The organism is Pseudomonas sp. P5_152, assembly GCF_033989915.1.
Classification (GTDB): domain Bacteria; phylum Pseudomonadota; class Gammaproteobacteria; order Pseudomonadales; family Pseudomonadaceae; genus Aquipseudomonas.
The window spans coordinates 2,563,951-2,583,356 of sequence record NZ_JASFAH010000002.1; the positions used below are offsets into that span (position 1 = coordinate 2,563,951).

Below are 19,406 nucleotides of genomic sequence, written 5' to 3' on the forward strand. Positions count from 1 at the left end.
TGCACGGAGTTCCGTCGATGCCCTCCTCATCTCGCCTGACCGAGTTGTGCCGCTACCACTACGACCCACTGGATCGCCAGACCGGCTGCACCCTCACGCTAGTGCAGCCGGCCACCCTCCAGCGTTTTTACTGCACAAGCCGCTTGGCCACTGAAATCCACGGCGCAGTCCGCACCAGCCTGTTCCAGCACGACGACCAGTTGTTGGCGCAACAACGGCACCATAACGAAAAAGTCGATACCACCCTCCTGGCGACCGATCAGCAGCGCACGGTATTGAGCGCGCTCGACGCAATCCGCCCCCATCCCCTCGCCTATACCCCCTACGGCCATCGCCCGGCAGAAAATGGCCTGCTCAGCCTGCTCGGTTTCAATGGACAACGGCCGGACCCGGTGACTGGGCATTATCATTTGGGTAATGGCTATCGGCAGTTCAATCCGGTGTTGATGCGGTTTAACAGTCCGGACAGTTGGAGTCCGTTTGGCGAGGGTGGGCTGAATACATATGGGTATTGTGGGGGAGACCCCAGAAACCGAGCAGATCCAACAGGACACATGTTCAAAGGTCTATTTAATGGCTTCAATAAACAATTCTCCCTCACATCTTTTCCAGCAAACCAAACAAAACTAATAGATCTAGATGAAGATATCTTTATTGAAATATCTAAATACCTATCAGGCTCAGACATGAACAATTTGCGGCTAGTTTCTAAAGATATCAAACGCATGATTGACCCAGTATCAAGCCACAACTTCAAAGCCTACTTGAATAAAAAAGCTCCTCATATTTTTTCCCCCGACAAGCCAGCAACCTCACTCGACAAGGTAATTGAGGTTGGCTTGGGAAGGATTACTGGAGTCAGCAGCTCAGAGGCGAGCAATCACATCAGTGTAAACATGGCTAAAAATCTTTACGACACTCATACGGTTTCAACCTATTCTTACAATCCAACCAGCCTTGTAACGGGGAACTCCATTTTCTTTACGCGCAATCAGAGAGCCCCCGTAATTCGCCGCCACTCCATTTCCCTAGCCATAGATTCAGAGAAACCGAATGTCGACAGAGGATGGATTCGCGAGATTCTTCCTGATGGCAGCAATCGATACATTCGTCGTGGTAGCCGCTGAAACAATTCGGAAATTTTTCTCGCCAACTCCTCTGCTATTTCCTGATCCTCCCGCAGCCCCAACGACTTACTCATGACCCATTCCCTCAACATCCAACTTTACCGGTTTGGTCGACTTGCTATGGCTCAACCCATACCAATCCAATCTGCGCGTCAGCACCATAAACACCCCCAGCAACCCAAACAGCAACAACGAGCCCATCAACAACGCGTAATCCTCGGCACTCAACAATCCGTAAAGCAGCCCATACAACGCCGCCAACCCCGCTGAAAAGCTCAAGCCATGCACCGCACTGCGCAACACGTGGCAGACATAAAAGCCGATCAACAACACGCAGGCACTGGCCGACAGCAGATACGCCAGGGCAAACCCGATGTGCTCGGACAGCGACAACAGCAGCAGGTAGAAAAACGCCAGCGCCACACCGACCAGGGCGTATTGCACCGGGTGCACCGCCAGGCTTTTCAGCACTTCGAAGAGGAAGAAACCGGCGAAGGTCAGCACGATGAACAGCAGGGCGTATTTGATTGCCCGCTCGCTCTTGAGGTACTGGTCCACCGGGTCGATGAAGCTCACGCCGAAGCTACGGCTTTTGAATTCGTCACAGCTGCCACGGGCAACACAGTTGCTCAGCGCTTCTTCCAGGTTGGTGGAGAAGAACGAGGTCTGCCAGTTCGCCGTGAAGCCTTCAGCGCTGATCGCTCGTTGGGCCGGCAGGTAGTTGCCGATAAAGCTGGGGTGGGGCCAGTTGGCGGACACCGTCACGTTGCTGGCCCTGCCCACCGGGGTGACCTGCAACTGGCCGGTGCCCTGCAAGCGCAGGTCGAACGCGAAGCTCAGCTCGTTGGCTTTGCGAACATCCAGTGGCGCCAGCGTGACATGCACCCCCTCCCCCAACCATTCCTCTTGAGTGCCCGGTACAAAGTCCAGGCGCTGGCCATCGAGTTCCAGTTGCAGCGCGTTTTCGATGCCGCGGATATCACTGATGCCTACGGCCAGATAGGGCGAGTCAAATGTGTAGTCGGCAAAGTCTTCATCGATCCCCAGTTGCTGCGGAATCGAAAAGTGCCCACTGATACGGTTATCCGCATGGAACAACCGCGCCTCGTAGATGCCACGGGCACGCAGTTCGGTCTGCACCTTCGCGTCGAGCTCGAAACGCTCCGGCAGGAAATACAGGCGCCCGCGCTCCAGGCTGGTTTCCTGATAACGCGCGTTGGTTTTTTCGTTGTGTTTCCAGGTACGCACCACCTTGCGGTACGGCACCACCATCACCGGTCCGCTCAGTTGCTGGCTGTAACTGGAGCTGCGGGCGATGTCTTCGAGGACGCCGTCGCGCAGTTGCTGACGGTCGTCAATCATGCCGCTGATCATCAGTAACGGAATCAGCAACAACAGAATCAATAGGGCAATCGCCCCGAGTTTCAAGGCCAGGCTGCGGTTCATGGGGTCTCTCCCTGTTCGAATGAGGGAAAGTCTGCAAGGCCCGTGTGTGGGTTTTATGGAGGGAATATGCAGAGTGTGTGGAGAACAGCAGCTACGGTAGACGCAGCTTCACCTCAACGCCGCCCTCGACATTCCCGACCGTCAGCAGGCCACCATGCAACTTCACCACCTCCTCAACAAAATTCAGCCCCAGCCCGGTGCTTTTACGTCCACTGTCGGGCCGTGGCAGCGAGTAGAAACGCTCGCTCAGGCGTCCCAGGGCGTAGTCGGGAATCGGGGCGGCCTGATTGAACAGACTGAACTCGATCTGCTCGCCCAGCCGTTGTGCGCTAAACCGCAGGACACCGTGGGACGGGGTGAAATCCAGGGCGTTCTCCAGCAGGTTGGCCAGCGCCTGGCGCAACAGAAAGGCTTCGCCTGTCAGCGCCAGGTCAGCAGCAAGGTGTTTTTCAATGCGCAGTTGTTTGCGTTCAATACGCGCCTGTTGGGTATCGAGCAACTCATCGACCAAGGCCGCCAACGGTACCTGTACTCGCTCCTCGAGGGTTTGCCGTTGCTCGACCTGGGCCAGGTTCAACAGTCGCTCGATCAACTGCTGCATACGCGCGCTTTCAGTGTCGATGTTGCTGACGAAACGCTGGCGTTGGGTGTCTGGCATCTGCTCCTGTAACAATTCGGCCGCACCGCGAATCGCCGCCAGCGGGCTCTTCAGTTCGTGGGTCAGGGTGTGCACATAGCGCTCCACATACGCCTTGCCTTCCAGTTGCGTACGCATGTGTTCGACCGCCATGGCCAGTTGCGCAAGCTCACCGCCACGGTAGTGCGGCAGCTCGGCCCGGCGCCCTTCGCTGACCGCCTGGGCATACGCGGTCAAGCGCCGCAGCGCCACGCTCAACCACCACGACAATGCCGCTCCGAACAGCAGGCCAAGGCCGATCAAGCCCGCGCCGTAGCCGAGCAAACGGCGTTCGGTGCGGTCGACGTAGGGCTGCAATGAGCTGTTGGGTTTGGCCACGGTGACCACGCCGATGATCTGCCCGTTGTCGCGAATCGGCGCGCCGACGTGCATCACCGAAGAACTGGCGTCGTCAGGATCACTGCGGGTCGAACGCGCGCCGTACTCACCGCGCAGGGTCAGGTACACATCGTTCCAGCGCGAGTAATCCTGGCCTACTGCAAGAGCGCTGGAGTCCAGCACCACCACGCCCTTGGCGTCGGTAACGTAGATGCGATGGTTGACCTGATTTTTCGCCAGGCCCCAGATACTCGCCCCCGGCTGCCGCTCGCCATAAGCCTTGAGCAACTGCGGCCAGCGGTTCTGATTGAGGGTCCCGGCCTTGAAGTCGTCGCGCAGGATCTCGGCCATCAGATTGGCGGTGTCTACCAGGGTTTCTTCGGTGGACTGACGCACGCCGGGACGGATTTCTTCCATCACTGTGTTGAGCACAAAATATCCGGTCAGGCCGACGAACAGCACATAGACCAGGAAAATCCGGATCGCCAATGGCATCAACTGGTCCCTGGGCTGTAGCTGTAACCGAGGCCACGGTGGGTCTGGATCGGCTCGGCATTGGCCGCCACCAGGCGCAACTTGGCGCGCACGCTCTTGATGTGGCTGTCGATGCTGCGCTCGTACCCAGCGTCGCTGGCAATGCCCAGGGCATCGAGCAGTTGTTCGCGACTAAACACCCGCTCGGGTTGTTCCAGCAAACACTGGAGCAAGCGGAACTCATGCCGGGTCAGGCTCAATGGCTGGCCACGATAGCTGATCAGCACCCGCTCGCCGTCGACCTGAAACAACGCACTGGTGGACTCGATCCCCGGACGCGGTGCCATGCGCTTGAGAATTGCCCGCACCCGCGCCGCCACTTCCCGTGGGCTGAATGGCTTGACCACATAATCATCAGCGCCAATCTCCAGGCCCACCACCCGGTCGATCTCACCATCACGGGCGCTGAGGAACATCACCGGCACTTCGCTGAACCGGCGCAACTGCTTGCAGGTTTCAAATCCGCTGATGTCCGGCAGGCCGATGTCGAGAATGATCAGGTCGGCGGGAGTCGCCCGCTGATGCTCAAGGGCGGCCGCCCCCAGGCTCACCCAGGTGGTGGTGAAACCCTCGCCTTGCAAGGCAAACACCAGGGTATCGGCAATCGCCGCTTCGTCTTCGACAATCAGGATATGAGGCATGGCATCCAGGCCCGGCAGTTAAGTGGGCGAACGGTGACTCAAGGGGGAATCGGCGTCAATCGGGCTGAGCTGATTGGCGGTGTGGTCTGTAGTACCTAGCAGTTCTGCTAGTAGGCAAAGGCTGAAAAAGGCCGGATGCTGATCGTCCTGACATTCGGAACTTGCACGGAGATCAGCTAATGCCTGTTTCCCGCCGCATCACCGTACTGATTCGGTACAGCTATGACCCGCTGGATCGTCAGACCGACTGCATTCTCCGCACACTGCCCGCCATCCAGCGCTTCTACTGTAAAAGTCGCTTGGCGACCGAGATCCAGGGCTCGCTACAGACCAGCGTTTTCCAACATGACGATCAGTTGCTGGCACAGCAGCGCCAGCAGGACGGTAGCGTCGACACCACGTTGTTGGCGACAGATCAGCAACGATCGGTGTTGGGTACACGCGGGTTAAGCGGTTCTCATTTTCTCGCCTACAGCCCCTACGGTCATCGCCCAGCGGAAAACGGATTGCTCAGCCTGCTCGGGTTCAACGGCGAACGGCCGGACCCGCTGACCGGGCATTATCATTTGGGCAATGGCTATCGACAGTTCAATCCGGTGTTGATGCGCTTTAACAGTCCGGACAGTTGGAGTCCGTTTGGCAGGGGCGGATTAAACTCTTATGCTTATAGTGGTGGCGATCCGAGAAACTGGCTAGATTCGACCGGACATGCACCTACAGCCGTATCGCTAGAAATTGCCAGGTTCCAAAAATCCAAACTAGCACTGAGTCGGACATCAAATACGGCCTCAAAATTTTCTGCAGCCGCCAGTCCAGCGACGCAGAGAGGTTTATCATCTAACGTCAATAGAATTTCAAAGCCAAAACCGCTAAAAAACCGTGCTGTCTATCAACGGAACCGCAGAGCCGTAATCAAGGAACTTTCAGACACAATTAAAGCAAATGAACTAAAAATATCAAACCCCAACAAATACAATGTCAGCGACGACATTACCAACATAACCACAAGCACAACTGGATATAACATAGCGAAAAACGACTATGAGTTTACCAAGTTTCCTGACCCCGACAAAAAATATACATGGATGAACCAACATAAACATGAACTGTTAGATGTCGCACACTTCGACATAACAAGATCTCACTACAGAAATCTTACTCAACATACAACAACCCAACCCTCACGCTATAGAGATTACACAGCAAGTTATTACATAGAAATACTAAGAGCAATATACATAAAGAAACATGCCGACATTGACCTAATGAAAGTCCGACAAGACATTTGACGCTTTCAGTTTCTTAAAGATGTCGAAAACCTACAAAGCCTAAAATCAGGGTAATGTTCTTGTGGCGCTCCTATCCACAGGAGCGCCTGATCGAAACTTCTTGACTGCCACACGTCAACACTCCGGCTTATCCGCCGTAAACCGCCGAGCCGGATTCACCGCCGCACCAAACTCACGCAACGCCTTGGCACCGATCAGCAGCGGGTAGTTGAAACTACTGCGGTCGGTGAGGTTGACCTCGACGGTGCGCTTTACGTTGCCCAGGCACAGTTCCAGATCGACCACCGGACGCTTGGTCGGCGCGACCACTTCCTGGTCGTCCTCGTCTTCTTCGGCGCGGGCCTTGATCTTGCTGATCCGCGCGACCTTGTGTTCGTAGACCTTGTTGCTGGCATCCTTGGTCGCCAGGCGGAAACGCACCCACTCCTCGCCATCGCATCGGCGTCAATCGGGCTGAGCAGATTGGCGGTGTGGTCTGTAGTACCTAGCAGTTCTGCTAGTAGGCAAAGGCTGAAAAAAACCGGATGCTGGTCATCCTGTCATTCGGAACTTGCACGGAGATAAGTCAATGCCTGTTTCCCGCCGCGACACCGTACTGAGTCGGTACAGCTATGACCCGCTGGATCGTCAGACCGATTGCACTCTCCTCACACTGCCCGTCATCCAGCGCTTCTACTGCAAAAGTCGTTTGGCGACCGAGATCCAGGGCTCGCTACAGACCAGCGTTTTCCAACATGACGATCAGTTGTTGGCACAGCAGCGGCAGCAGGACGGAAAAGTCGACACCACCTTGTTGGCGACGGATCAGCAACGATCAGTGTTGGGTGCACGCGGGTTAACCGGTTCTCATCTTCTCGCCTACAGCCCCTACGGTCATCGCCCAGTGGATAACGGCCTGCTCAGCCTGCTCGGGTTCAATGGCGAACGGCCGGACCCGCTGACCGGGCACTATCATTTGGGCAATGGCTATCGACAGTTCAATCCGGTGTTGATGCGGTTTAACAGTCCGGACAGCTGGAGTCCGTTTGGCAAGGGGGGGTTGAATGCATATGGGTATTGCGAAGGGGATCCAAGGAATGGAGCGGATCCTTCCGGCCACTTTAAAGTTCCGGTGTTTATTAAAACGACCAACCACACAGCTCAGAACCACCATAAAGCACCGAAGCCAATATCAGACTCAACCAAAATTGCTATCTATAAAACCGCTAACACACTGGGTAACGAACAAAATATTATGACGCTAGCGCGTGAAACAGATAAAAGCCCTGAATTATTTCTTTTTGAAAAAACCATTGAAGGACGCGAAGCCAAAACTAAAAAACTTATTACATTTAAGTCGTCAAATTCTCGAGAAAATAGAGAAAATAGAGAAAAGACCATTCAACATCTAAAGAAAACCATAAGAATCTATGGTGAAATTTTAATAGGAACAAGAGAGGGCGAATTCAGGCCAGAAAATTTGAAAGACACACTACTTAGAAGTAAAAAAATTCTACGTCGCTTGGAACATTTGAATGATGTAGTCCGCGCTACTTCATAGCATTATCAAGTATCAAAACACTACGCAAGCCCAATTTCTCGCATATCGCGCCAAACCCTACAAAATTGCGCATCCAGTATTTACACAAACAAGGTAGCTAATACGCGAGGCCCGAAAGCAGTGACCAAAAAGGCCTCGCATAAAATCGGTGAGCGCTCAAAAGTCAGTAAACAAGCAACCTGACTGGTTCGTTGTATCCGTAGATATCCGTGAAATCCCACAGCCAAGCATTCCAGCCAGATCAACAGTCCGGCTTATCCGCCGTAAACCGCCGAGCCGGATTCACCGCCGCACCAAACTCACGCAACGCCTTGGCACCGATCAGCAGCGGGTAGTTGAAACTACTGCGGTCGGTGAGGTTGACCTCGACGGTGCGCTTTACGTTGCCCAGGCACAGTTCCAGATCGACCACCGGACGCTTGGTCGGCGCGACCACTTCCTGGTCGTCCTCGTCTTCTTCGGCGCGGGCCTTGATCTTGCTGATCCGCGCCACCTTGTGCTCGTAGACCTTATTGCTCGCATCCTTGGTCGCCAGGCGGAAACGCACCCACTCCTCGCCATCGCGGGTGAAGGTCTCGATGTCCTTGGCCGACAGCGAGGCCGTCAGCGCGCCGGTGTCCATCTTGGCTTTGAGCACTTCACCACCGATCTCCGGTAGCTGGATGTATTCGTAACGGCCATACAGGGTCGGCTCGGCGGCCATGACTGGCAGGGCCAGGAGGGATAACAGTGCGAGGATAGATTTCACGTGGTGGATTCCCTTGAGGAGTGAGCAGCGGGATTTTAGACAGTCTGTCAGCCATTCGTTCGCTCTTCGGAGCGCCATCGCGGGCAAGCCCGCTCCCACAGGGATCTGTGCCGAACCACTGTGGGAGTGGGCTTGCCCGCGATGAGGCCAGCGAGAACACCACTAAAACCAGATCATCTGGCGCAGCATACCCGCGCAAAAGTGAAACATTCGTCAGCCCGCCGATTTGGCCTGCGCGCCGAAGCTGCTTATCATGGCCCGCCCAAATGCTTTCAAGAGTTACTTATGCGCCGCCTGCTCACCGGCTGTTTCGTCACCCTGCTGCTTCTGCTCAACACCCTGATCCTGATCGGACCGCTGCTGGTGTTTGCCCTGCTCAAACTGCTCCTGCCCGGCCGTTATCGCGATGCCGCAAGCGCGGCGGTGATGTGGATCGCCGAGACCTGGGCACAAATCGACAAGCTGATTTTCGCCTGCTGCATCCCCACCCGCTGGGACATTCGTGGCGGTGAGGGCCTGCGGGTCGACACCTCTTACCTGGTAGTCAGCAACCATCAGTCCTGGGTCGATATCCCGGCACTGATCCAGACCCTCAACCGACGCACGCCGTTCTTCAAGTTCTTCCTGAAAAAGGAGCTGATCTGGGTGCCGTTCCTGGGCCTGGCCTGGTGGGCACTGGATTACCCGTTCATGAAGCGCTACAGCAAGGCCTTTCTGGCCAGACACCCGCAGCTGCGGGGCCAGGACCTGGCGATTACCCGGGCCGCATGCGAGCTGTTCAAGCGCCAGCCGGTGACCGTGGTCAACTATCTGGAAGGCACGCGCTTCACCCAGGCCAAACGTGGCGCCCAGCAATCCCCTTTCAAGCACCTGCTAAAACCCAAGGCCGGTGGTGTGGCGTTTGTATTGGCCGCCATGGGCGAACAGCTGGATGCCATCCTCGACGTCACCGTGGTCTATCCACAGGAAAAGATTCCGGGGTTCTGGGATTTGATCAGCGGTGCGGTGCCGCGGGTGATCATCGACATCCAGACCCGTGAGCTGGATCCGGCGTTGTGGCAGGGTGATTACGAAAACGATCCGCTGTTTCGCCAAAGCGTCCAGAGCTGGGTCAACCAGCTCTGGATCGACAAGGATGCACGCATCGACGCCTTGCGCGCCGGGTGTGAGTGAGGCGCGGTTATACGCCCCAGATGCTGCCCAGACTCTTGAGCAGGGTACCGCCAACGCCTTGCTGGCCCAGGTACTGCAGCAGGATCGGGGCAAACTGGCCGACCATGCCACTGTCCATGCCCAACGCGCTGAACGCGGTGTTCAGGTCGTTGGTGTCCTTGACGTTACCCAGGGCGTTTTCCAGGCCCGCGGCCTTGCCGGACGAACCCAGCATGCCCGCCAGGGCGCCCAGGTTACCGCTGCCACCGGAGAGCTTGTCGATACCCGGCACGCTCTTGGCCAGTTCCGAATAGTCGCTGGCGCTCAGCTTGTTCTTGGCCAGGCCCAACATCGCGCTGGTGCCGCCAATGGCTTGTTCTGGTTTAACGTCCAGGGCGCTCAGGGCGCTCAACAGGCCGGCAGTCTGCGAGGTCGGCGCTGCGGCGGCGGCCTTGTCGCCTCCCTGCATGCCCGATACCGCACCCGCCACATCGTTCAGGCTGAAACCGGCGAAGACCGGGCTGGCGACCAATGTCATGAGCGAAGCCAAAGCAAAACCGCGTGAAATCTTCATCGAAAAACTCCTGAACCTTCAAAAATGCCCTCAAGCGGGCGCAAAGCTGGCATTTTGACTGAAAACCACCGGCTATTGTTCCGCGACTGCCTTCCCTTTCATCTCATGGACTGCGCAAACGGTTTTTGCCCCATAAAAAAGGACGACCCGAGGTCGCCCTTTTGCCCTGCAACAGCCCTTAGGCCGCACTAAACAACTTATGCGGATCAATCACAAACTTCTTCGGTACACCCGCATCGAATTCGCCATAACCACGTGGCGCATCATCCAGGCTGATCACCTCAACACCCACGATGTCGGCAATATGAATGCGGTCCCACATGATCGCCTGCATCAGTTGGCGGTTGTACTTCATCACCGGGGTCTGGCCGGTGTGGAAGCTGTGGGATTTGGCCCAGCCGAGACCAAAGCGGATGCTCAAACTGCCCATTTTTGCAGCGGCATCTACCGCACCCGGGTCTTCAGTCACGTAGAGGCCAGGGATGCCGATCTTGCCGGCGACACGCACCACGCCCATCAGGGAGTTGAGCACGGTGGCCGGGGCTTCGTGTTTCACGCCGGCATGGCCGTGGCCACGAGCTTCGAAGCCCACGGCGTCGACGGCGCAATCCACTTCCGGCTCGCCCAGCAGCGCGGCGATCTGTTCGTGCAGTGGGGTATCGAGGGACAGGTCGGCGATTTCGAAACCCTGAGCCTTGGCGTGGGCCAGGCGGATCGGGTTGACGTCACCGATGATCACCACCGCGGCGCCCAGCAGGCGTGCCGACGCGGCGGCCGCCAGACCGACGGGGCCGGCACCGGCCACATACACGGTGCTGCCCGGGCCAACGCCGGCAGTAACGGCGCCGTGATAACCGGTCGGGAGGATGTCGGAGAGGCAGGTCAGGTCGCGGATCTTCTCCATGGCGCGGTCGCGATCCGGCAGTTTCAGCAGGTTGAAGTCGGCGTACGGCACCATGGCGTACTCGGCCTGGCCACCGGTCCAGTCGCCCATGTCGACATAACCGTAGGCGCCGCCCGGGCGAGCCGGGTTCACGCTCAGGCACACGCCGGTGTGCATTTCCTTGCAGGAACGGCAGCGCCCGCAAGCCACGTTGAACGGCACCGAGACCAGGTCGCCGATTTTCAGGTTCTCGACGTCGCTGCCCTTCTCGATCACTTCACCGGTGATCTCGTGTCCCAGCACCAGACCGGTCTGGGCCGTGGTACGACCGCGCACCATGTGCTGGTCGGAACCACAGATGTTGGTGGAGACCACTCGCAGGATCACCCCGTGCTCGATCTTGCGGCCGCGCGGGTCCTGCATTTTCGGATAGTCGATTTTCTGTACTTCGACCTTGCCCGCGCCGAGATACACCACACCACGATTGCCAGACATGCTTTCACCTCGCTGTTGTTTTTATGGAACCGCGTTGCCCAGGCAGGCAGCGCGTTAAGTGCTCGGGTACAGATGCTGTTTCTTGTGTTGCTTGTTGGGGCCTCATCGCGGGCAAGCCCGCTCCCACAATGATTCGGGTTGAGCTTGAGATTTGTGAACGACACAAAACCCTGTGGGAGCGGGCTTGCCCGCGATGGCAATCTAAAGAACTACCGTGCGATTGGCGTTCAAGAACACCCGCCGCTCAATGTGATACCCCACCGCCCGGGCCAGGGTCAGGCCTTCGATATCCCGCCCCTTGGCGATCAGGTCTTCGGGATAATGGCTGTGATCCACCGCCTCCACGCCCTGGGCAATGATCGGGCCTTCGTCCAGGTCGTTGTTGATGTAATGCGCCGTGGCGCCGACCAGCTTCACGCCCTTGTTGTAAGCCTGGTGATAGGGCTTGGCGCCCTTGAAACCGGGCAGCAACGAGTGGTGGATGTTGATCGCCTTGCCGTCGAGCTTGCGGCACAGTTCCGGCGACAGCACTTGCATATAACGCGCAAGAATCACCAGTTCGGCACCGGACTCCTCGATCACCTGCCACACCTGCCGCTCTTGCGAGGGCTTGTCGTTGGGGTCGAGGGGGAAGTGGTAATAGGGAATGCCGTGCCAGTCGGCCAGGGGCTTGAGGTCTGGGTGGTTGGAGACCACCGCCGCGACGTCCATCGACAGCTGGCCGATGCGTTGGCGGTAGAGCAGATCGTTGAGGCAGTGATCGGCCTTGGAGACCATGATCACCACTTTTGGCCGGTGGTGCGGCGGGGTCAGTTCGAAAATCATCCCGAAGGCTTCGCCGCGCTCGGCCAGACCGGCGCGGAACGATTGCTCGTCGAAACCCTCGGGCTGGCGAAACTCCACACGAATGAAAAAACGCCCCGAAAGCCGGTCATCAAAGGAGTGGTGCTCGGTGACGTAGCAGCCCTGCTCGAACAGAAAGCGGGTCACCGCATCCACGGTGCCGAGGACGCTGGGGCAGTCGGCGGTCAGAATCCATGTGTCTGGGGCGCGGCTCATAGTGCGGTGACTCCTGTGAAATCGGTGGATGCCTACTGTAGGAGCGAGCTTGCTCGCGATGGTCGTCAACGATGACGCGTACTTCCTGACTTAACGCGTCGCTCTCAAGTCCATCGCGAGCAAGCTCGCTCCTACAGTGACGCTGGTGAGATCAAGCCTGAACGCTAAGCCCGTACTCGGCTGCCGCATCCTGCAACCACAACCACCAGTAATCCGAGAAGCTGCGGCGGATCAGCAATTCCCAGGTGTCTTCTGCGGTGTGGCGGATCACCAGTTGCGACTTGGCGAACACCGTGCCCACCGCCTTGCCCACCGGGAAATTGTTGGGGTGCACGTCGTAGCTGGTGGATTTCATCAGCACCTGGCGCACGTTCGGGCCGCTCAGTTCGAGGATCTGCTGACCACCGCTGACGTTGACGATCTGGATGTGCAACTCGCCCAGGGCTTCACGCAGCTTCTGCTCGGCGACGAACTCTTCACCGCTTGGAACGATCAGCAGCCATTCATCCGGCCCCATCCATTGCAGGCTGGTCTCACCTTTGACGATGACGCTCAGCGCCCCCGGCAACTCGATGCCCAGGGCCTTGTGCACACCGGCGGCGAACGCGGCATCGTGGCCGTCGCCACGCAGGGTCAGGTGACCGAGGAGTTTTTTCTCACGCACGATCACGCCGGCGTTTTTGCGGCCCTTGCCCACCAGGCTGGCGAGGTCGGCATGCTGCAACGACGACTCGGCCTTGGCCCCGGTGGTTGGGCGTTGTTGGTACACATTGGCTACGGTCATAAAGCACCTTTCCTGATTTCGTTTCCCTGTGGGAGCGGGCTTGCCCGCGATGGGAGCAACTCGGTCTGCCTGAGGCACCGCGCTATCGTTCATCGCGGGCAAGCCACGCTCCCACAGGTTCTGTGGTGTTAGATGTTCTGGCGATCACCCTTCGGATCGAAGAACACCGAAGAAACGATTTCCGCTTCGATCACACTGCCGTCGGCCAGCGGTGCGAACACCCGCTCACCGATGCGCTTCAAGCCGCCTTTGACCACGCCCATGGCAAACGAGTAGCCCAGGGAGTTGTGCAGGTAGCTGGAGGTCACGTGACCGACCATGCTCATCGGGATCGCCTGCTTGGTGTTGAACACCAGCTGCGCGCCTTCCGGCAGCCACTTGGTCGGGTCGATCGGCTTGAGACCGACCAGTTGCTTACGTTGCTCACGCACGCAGTCCTCGCGGTTCATCCCCCGCCAGCCGATCCACGAGAACGGTTTGGTGCGGCCCACACACCAGCCCATGTTCAGGTCGTCCGGGGTCATCGAGCTGTCGGTATCCTGGCCAACGATGATGAAACCCTTCTCGGCACGCAGCACGTGCATGGTCTCGGTGCCATATGGCGTCAGGTTGTACTTCTTCCCCGCCTCAACAATCTTCTCCAAAACACCCATGGCGTAGTCGGCCTGCACGTTGACTTCGTACGACAGCTCACCGGTAAAGGAAATCCGGAACACCCGCGCCGGCACGCCGCCCACCAGGCCTTCTTTCCAGGTCATGAACGGGAAGCCGTCCTTGTCCAGGTCGATGTCGGTGACTTCGCTGAGCAGCTTGCGGCTGTTCGGCCCGGACAGGGTCATGGTGGCCCAGTGGTCCGTCACGGAAGTGAAGTACACCTTCAGGTCCGGCCATTCGGTCTGGTGGTAGATCTCCAGCCACTGCAGCACGCGGGCCGCGCCACCGGTGGTGGTGGTCATGACGAAATGGTTGTCGGCCAGGCACGCCGTCACACCATCGTCGAAGACCATCCCGTCTTCCTTGCACATCAGGCCGTAGCGCGCCTTGCCCACGTCCAGCTTGGTCCAGGCGTTGGTGTAGACCCGGTTGAGAAATTCGCGCGCATCCGGCCCTTGAATATCGATCTTGCCCAGGGTCGAGGCATCCAGCAGGCCGACGCTTTCGCGCACCGCCAGGCATTCACGCTTGACCGCGGCATGCAGGTCTTCAGCGTTTTTCGGGAAGTACCAGGGACGTTTCCACTGCCCGACGTCTTCGAACTCAGCGCCGTTTTTCAGGTGCCATTGATGCAGCGCGGTATACCGCACCGGCTCGAAGATGTGCCCACAGTGACGACCGGCTACTGCGCCGAATGTTACCGGCGTGTAGTTGGGGCGGAACATGGTGGTGCCCATCTGCGGGATCGTCACGTTCAGCGAACGGGCCGCGATGGCCAGGCCGTTGACGTTACCCAGCTTGCCCTGGTCGGTGCCGAAGCCCAGCGCGGTGTAGCGCTTGACGTGCTCGACCGACTCGAAGCCCTCGCGGGTGGCCAGTTCGATGGCGGCCGCGGTGACATCGTTCTGCAGGTCGACGAATTGCTTCGGCGCCCGTGCGGTGTTCTTTTCGTGCGGCACCTGGAACAGTGCCAGGGTCGCCTCTTCATGGCGGCTCAGGGCTTTGGGCAACACACCCTCGACTGTCTGGAAGCCGGCTTCGGCAGCGGCGCGAGCGCCCCCTTCAAAACCATCGGCCAGGGAATCGCCAAGGCCATAGACGCCGTTGATCCCACCCACGCACACGCGTTTTTGCGGCGCTTCACCCGGGACAAAACCGAGGATGTCTTCACGCCAGGTCGGCTTGCCGCCCAGGTGCGACGCCAGGTGAACCACCGGGCTGTAGCCGCCGGAGCTGGCCACCAGGTCGCACTCCAGCCATTCGCCCGGGCTGGTCACGGTGTGCGCCTTGACGTCGATCGCGGCCACACGGGCAGCGGTCACGTGCTTGCTGCCACGGGCTTCGATCACTGCGCTGCCGGTCAGGATGCGGATGCCCTTGGCCCGGGCTTCTTCCACCAGCGCACCGCGCGGGTTGCTGCGGGCGTCGGCGATGGCCACCACTTGCAGGCTGGCGTCGAGCCAGTCCAGGGCCACGCGGTAGGCGTGATCGTTGTTGGTGCTCAGGACCAGCTTCTTGCCCGGTGCAACGCCATAGCGCCGCACGTAGGTGGAGACCGCGCCAGCCAGCATGTTGCCCGGCACGTCGTTGTTGCCGTAGACCAGCGGCCGCTCGCACGCGCCGGTCGCCAGCACCACACGCTTGGCGCGAACCCGGTGGATGCGCTGGCGCACCTGGCCGATCGGGGCGCGGTCGCCGAGGTGATCGGTAAGGCGCTCGTGAATGGTCAGGAAGTTATGGTCGTGGTAACCGTTGACCGTGGCGCGCGGCAACAGCAGCACGTCCGGGGTGTCTTTCAGTTCAGCGATGACGCTGGCGACCCATTCGGCGGCCGGCTTGCCATCGAGGCTCTCACGGGAATCGAGCAGGCTGCCGCCGAACTCTTCCTGTTCATCGGCGAGGATCACCCGCGCCCCGCTGCGCGCAGCCGCCAGTGCCGCGGCCAGGCCAGCAGGGCCGGCGCCGACGATCAGCACGTCGCAGTGCTGGTTCATGTAGTCGTAGGTGTCCGGATCGTTTTCGGTCGGCGAGCGACCCAGGCCAGCGGCCTTGCGGATGTACTTCTCGTACGTCATCCAGAACGATTGCGGGTACATGAAGGTTTTGTAGTAGAAACCCGGCGGCATCAGCTTGCCGCCGACCTTGCCGAGAATCCCCATCATGTCGTTGTTGACGCTCGGCCAGCCGTTGGTGCTGGTGGCAACCAAACCTTGATACAGCGCTTGTTGCGTGGCACGCACGTTGGGGATCTGGGTGGCTTCGGTGGCGCCGATCTGCAGCACCGCGTTCGGTTCTTCGGCACCGGCGGCAAAGATCCCGCGTGGCCGCGAATACTTGAAGCTGCGACCGATGATGTCGACGCCGTTGGCCAGCAGGGCCGCCGCCAGGGAGTCACCTTCAAAGCCCTTGTACACCTGGCCGTTGAACGTGAAGCTCAAGACTTTGTTGCGGTCGATCCGTCCACCGTTGGACAGGCGATTGATCTGGCTCATACCTTCGCTCCCAGAGCCTGCGCGGCCGCTTTCGGACTTTCAGTCTTGTCGGTGAACTGCGGCTTGCTGCCGATCTTGTAGGTTTCGAGAATCTCGTAGGTCACGGTGTCGCGGGTGACGTTGAAATACTGACGGCAACCGGCGACGTGGTCCCACAGTTCGTGGTGCAGGCCACGGGGGTTGTCACGGAAGAACAGGTAGTCGCCCCACTCCTCGTCGGTGCAGGTGTTCGGATCCAGCGGACGTGGGATGTGCGCCTGGCCGGATGCGTGGAATTCCTCTTCGGAGCGCAGTTCGCCACAGTGAGGACAGAAGATATGCAACATAGGAAATTTCTCCTGTTAGTGGGCGACGGCAGCAGCGCCGTGTTCGTCGATCAGCGCGCCGTTATGGAACCGGTCGATGGAGAAAGGCGCCGCCAGCGGATGCATTTCACCCTTGGCCAGGCTCGCCGCAAATACGTTGCCCGAACCCGGCGTGGCCTTGAAGCCACCGGTGCCCCAACCGCAGTTGAAGAACATGTTCGGCACCGGGGTCTTGGAAATGATCGGGCAGGCATCCGGCGTGGTGTCGACGATGCCGCCCCACTGGCGGTTCATGCGCACCCGCGACAGCACCGGGAACATCTCGACGATGGCCTGGATGGTGTGCTCGATCACCGGGTACGAACCGCGCTGGCCGTAGCCGTTGTAGCCGTCGATACCGGCACCGATCACCAGGTCGCCCTTGTCGGACTGGCTGATGTAGCCGTGCACCGCGTTGGACATGATCACGCTGTCGATAATCGGCTTGATCGGCTCGGACACCAGCGCTTGCAGCGGGTGAGATTCGATCGGCAGGCGGAAGCCGGCGAGCTTGGCCATGTGCCCGGAGTTACCGGCGGTCACCACACCGACGCGCTTGGCACCGATGAAACCCTTGTTGGTCTCGACGCCGATGCACACGCCGTTTTCCTTGCGAAAGCCGATCACTTCGGTCTGCTGGATCAGGTCCACGCCGAGGGCGTCGGCGGCCCGGGCAAAACCCCAGGCCACGGCATCGTGACGGGCTACGCCGCCACGACGCTGGACGGTAGCGCCCATCACCGGGTAGCGGGTGTTCTTTGAGCAGTCCAGGTACGGAATCTCGTCGGCGACCTGCTTGGCGTTGAGCAGCTCGCCGTCGACGCCGTTGAGGCGGTTGGCGCTGACCCGACGCTCGGAGTCACGAATGTCCTGCAGGGTGTGGCACAGGTTGTAGACGCCACGCTGGGAGAACATCACGTTGTAGTTGAGGTCCTGGGACAGGCCTTCCCAGAGTTTCATCGCGTGCTCGTAGAGGTGCGCCGACTCGTCCCACAGATAGTTGGAACGCACGATGGTGGTGTTGCGCGCGGTGTTACCACCGCCCAGCCAGCCCTTCTCGACCACGGCCACGTTGGTGATGCCGTGTTCTTTCGCCAGGTAGTAGGCGGTCGCCAGACCATGCCCGCCGCCGCCGACGATGACCACGTCGTAGACTTTTTTCGGGGTTGGCGTGCGCCACATGCGCTGCCAGTTTTCGTGGTGGCTGAGGGAGTGCTTGAAGAGGCCGAAGCCTGAGTAGCGTTGCATAGTCATTTACTCCAAAAACCGCGCTCAGCGATAAACCGGGAAGTCAGCGCACAGGGCCGAAACCTGCTGGGCGACATTGGCCTCGACATCGGCATCGCCGAGGTTATCGAGGATGTCGCAGATCCAGCCGGCCAGCGTCACGCACTGGCTCACTTTGAAGCCGCGAGTGGTGACTGCCGGGGTGCCGATGCGCAGGCCGGAAGTGACGAACGGCGACTGTGGGTCATTCGGCACGGCGTTCTTGTTCACGGTGATGTGCGCACGACCAAGGGCGGCATCGGCGTCTTTGCCGGTCAGGCCCTGGCGGATCAGGCTGACCAGGAACAGGTGATTATCGGTGCCGCCGGACACTACATCGTAGCCACGTTTGATAAACACGCTGGCCATGGCCTGGGCGTTGTCGATCACTTGTTGCTGATAAACCTTGAAGCCTGGCTCCAGCGCTTCCTTGAAACACACTGCCTTGCCGGCAATCACATGCATCAGCGGGCCGCCCTGGGCACCGGGGAACACCGCGGAGTTGAGCTTCTTCTCGATTTCTTCGTTGGCCTTGGCCAGGATCAGGCCGCCACGCGGACCGCGCAGGGTCTTGTGGGTGGTGGTGGTGACCACGTCGGCGTACGGCAGCGGGTTGGGATACAGACCGGCAGCGACCAGGCCGGCAACGTGGGCCATGTCGACGAACAGCAGTGCACCGACCTTGTCGGCGATCTGCCGAAAGCGTGGGAAGTCGAGGGTCTTGGAGTAGGCCGAGAAGCCGGCGACGATCATCTTCGGCTGGCACTCGACGGCCAGGCGCTCGACTTCGTCGTAGTCGATCAGTCCGGTCTTGGTGTCGATGCCGTACTGCACCGCGTTGTACAGCTTGCCCGAGGACGACACCTTGGCGCCGTGGGTCAGGTGACCGCCGTGGGCCAGGCTCATGCCCAGGATGGTGTCGCCCGCCTGGATCAGGGCCAGGTACACCGCGCTGTTGGCCGAGGAGCCGGAGTGCGGCTGGACGTTGGCGTAGTCGGCACCGAACAGCTGCTTGGCGCGTTCGATGGCCAGCGCTTCGACTTTATCCACATGCTCGCAGCCACCGTAGTAACGCTTGCCCGGATAACCCTCGGCATATTTGTTGGTCAGGCCACTGCCTTGTGCTTGCATGACACGCTTGCTGGTGTAGTTCTCTGACGCGATCAGCTCGATGTGATCTTCCTGGCGTTGCTCCTCGGCATTCATCGCCGCCAGCAGTGCATCGTCATAACCCTGGATCTGGTCTTGCTTGCTGAACATCGCGTCTCTCCCAGCGGCGGTGGTGCGCCATTTTGTCTTGGTGAGGCACCGGCCTGGCGGCAGTGCCCTTTGATGCGATGGTATGACCGGCGCAGACAGGTCA

The 19,406-nt window shown here is 59.3% G+C and carries 16 protein-coding genes and 1 pseudogene; 4 read left to right on the plus strand and 13 right to left on the minus strand.

Translation table 11 applies throughout. The features are described 5' to 3' along the window. Positions 1–17: 17 nt before the first annotated feature. A complete protein-coding gene (locus QMK50_RS11745; protein ID WP_320333155.1) occupies positions 18–1,127 on the plus strand; it encodes an RHS repeat-associated core domain-containing protein in 1,110 nt (369 codons plus the stop codon). Between the two features lie 66 nt (positions 1,128–1,193). Here QMK50_RS11745 and creD read toward each other — a convergent pair whose 3' ends face one another. From creD to creB, 3 genes are all read right to left on the minus strand, one after another. After that, a complete protein-coding gene (creD, locus tag QMK50_RS11750) occupies positions 1,194–2,573 on the minus strand; it encodes a cell envelope integrity protein CreD (RefSeq protein WP_320333156.1) in 1,380 nt (459 codons plus the stop codon). A 91-nt stretch (positions 2,574–2,664) separates the two neighbouring features. Beyond that, on the minus strand, positions 2,665–4,083 hold the full coding sequence (gene creC / locus QMK50_RS11755; protein WP_320333157.1) for a two-component system sensor histidine kinase CreC: 1,419 nt from the start codon (positions 4,081–4,083) through the stop codon (positions 2,665–2,667). Beyond that, a complete protein-coding gene (gene creB / locus QMK50_RS11760) occupies positions 4,083–4,763 on the minus strand; it encodes a two-component system response regulator CreB (protein WP_320333158.1) in 681 nt (226 codons plus the stop codon). The genes creC and creB overlap by 1 nt, the downstream gene beginning before the upstream one ends. A 179-nt stretch (positions 4,764–4,942) precedes the next feature. Between creB and QMK50_RS11765 the strand changes: the two genes are divergently transcribed. After that, on the plus strand, positions 4,943–6,052 hold the full coding sequence (locus QMK50_RS11765) for an RHS repeat-associated core domain-containing protein (protein WP_320333159.1): 1,110 nt from the start codon (positions 4,943–4,945) through the stop codon (positions 6,050–6,052). A 114-nt stretch (positions 6,053–6,166) separates the two neighbouring features. Here QMK50_RS11765 and QMK50_RS11770 read toward each other — a convergent pair. After that, positions 6,167–6,487: pseudogene (locus QMK50_RS11770) on the minus strand (RimK/LysX family protein); the annotation flags it as partial. A 133-nt stretch (positions 6,488–6,620) separates the two neighbouring features. On the opposite strand from QMK50_RS11770, the gene QMK50_RS11775 reads away from it, so the two are divergent. Further along, a complete protein-coding gene (locus QMK50_RS11775; RefSeq protein ID WP_320333160.1) occupies positions 6,621–7,592 on the plus strand; it encodes an RHS repeat-associated core domain-containing protein in 972 nt (323 codons plus the stop codon). A 241-nt stretch (positions 7,593–7,833) separates the two neighbouring features. On the opposite strand, the gene QMK50_RS11780 is transcribed toward QMK50_RS11775, so the two are convergent. Next, the gene (locus QMK50_RS11780) at positions 7,834–8,340 is read right to left on the minus strand and encodes an ATP-dependent zinc protease (protein ID WP_320333161.1); all 507 of its coding nucleotides are present in this window, start codon (positions 8,338–8,340) and stop codon (positions 7,834–7,836) included. 285 nt (positions 8,341–8,625) lie between these two features. Between QMK50_RS11780 and QMK50_RS11785 the strand changes: the two genes are divergently transcribed. After that, entirely contained in the window at positions 8,626–9,513 is an 888-nt protein-coding gene (locus QMK50_RS11785; protein ID WP_320333162.1) for an acyltransferase, read from the plus strand. Positions 9,514–9,520: 7 nt separating this feature from the next. Here the strand turns inward: QMK50_RS11785 and QMK50_RS11790 are convergent, their stop codons facing one another. The 8 genes from QMK50_RS11790 to glyA all read right to left on the minus strand — a co-directional run bounded on the left by QMK50_RS11790 (position 9,521) and on the right by glyA (position 19,303). Next, complete coding sequence (locus tag QMK50_RS11790; protein ID WP_095164329.1) at positions 9,521–10,066, minus strand: DUF2780 domain-containing protein; 546 nt, start codon at positions 10,064–10,066, stop codon at positions 9,521–9,523. A 178-nt stretch (positions 10,067–10,244) separates the two neighbouring features. Next, entirely contained in the window at positions 10,245–11,444 is a 1,200-nt protein-coding gene (gene fdhA / locus QMK50_RS11795; protein ID WP_095164333.1) for a formaldehyde dehydrogenase, glutathione-independent, read from the minus strand. 201 nt (positions 11,445–11,645) lie between these two features. After that, a complete protein-coding gene (gene purU / locus QMK50_RS11800; RefSeq protein WP_095164335.1) occupies positions 11,646–12,503 on the minus strand; it encodes a formyltetrahydrofolate deformylase in 858 nt (285 codons plus the stop codon). 151 nt (positions 12,504–12,654) lie between these two features. After that, positions 12,655–13,287 carry a sarcosine oxidase subunit gamma gene (locus QMK50_RS11805; protein WP_095164337.1) on the minus strand — a complete coding sequence of 211 codons (633 nt, stop codon included), beginning with the start codon at positions 13,285–13,287 and terminating at the stop codon, positions 12,655–12,657. A 128-nt stretch (positions 13,288–13,415) separates the two neighbouring features. Further along, complete coding sequence (locus QMK50_RS11810) at positions 13,416–16,433, minus strand: sarcosine oxidase subunit alpha (protein WP_095164338.1); 3,018 nt, start codon at positions 16,431–16,433, stop codon at positions 13,416–13,418. After that, positions 16,430–16,759, minus strand: a complete 330-nt coding sequence (locus tag QMK50_RS11815; RefSeq protein WP_095081389.1) for a sarcosine oxidase subunit delta — start codon at positions 16,757–16,759, stop codon at positions 16,430–16,432. The genes QMK50_RS11810 and QMK50_RS11815 overlap by 4 nt, the downstream gene beginning before the upstream one ends. Before the next feature lie 15 nt (positions 16,760–16,774). Beyond that, on the minus strand, positions 16,775–18,025 hold the full coding sequence (locus QMK50_RS11820) for a sarcosine oxidase subunit beta (RefSeq protein ID WP_003206307.1): 1,251 nt from the start codon (positions 18,023–18,025) through the stop codon (positions 16,775–16,777). 24 nt (positions 18,026–18,049) lie between these two features. After that, positions 18,050–19,303, minus strand: a complete 1,254-nt coding sequence (glyA, locus tag QMK50_RS11825) for a serine hydroxymethyltransferase (RefSeq protein WP_095164340.1) — start codon at positions 19,301–19,303, stop codon at positions 18,050–18,052. Between the last annotated feature and the right edge of the window lie 103 nt (positions 19,304–19,406).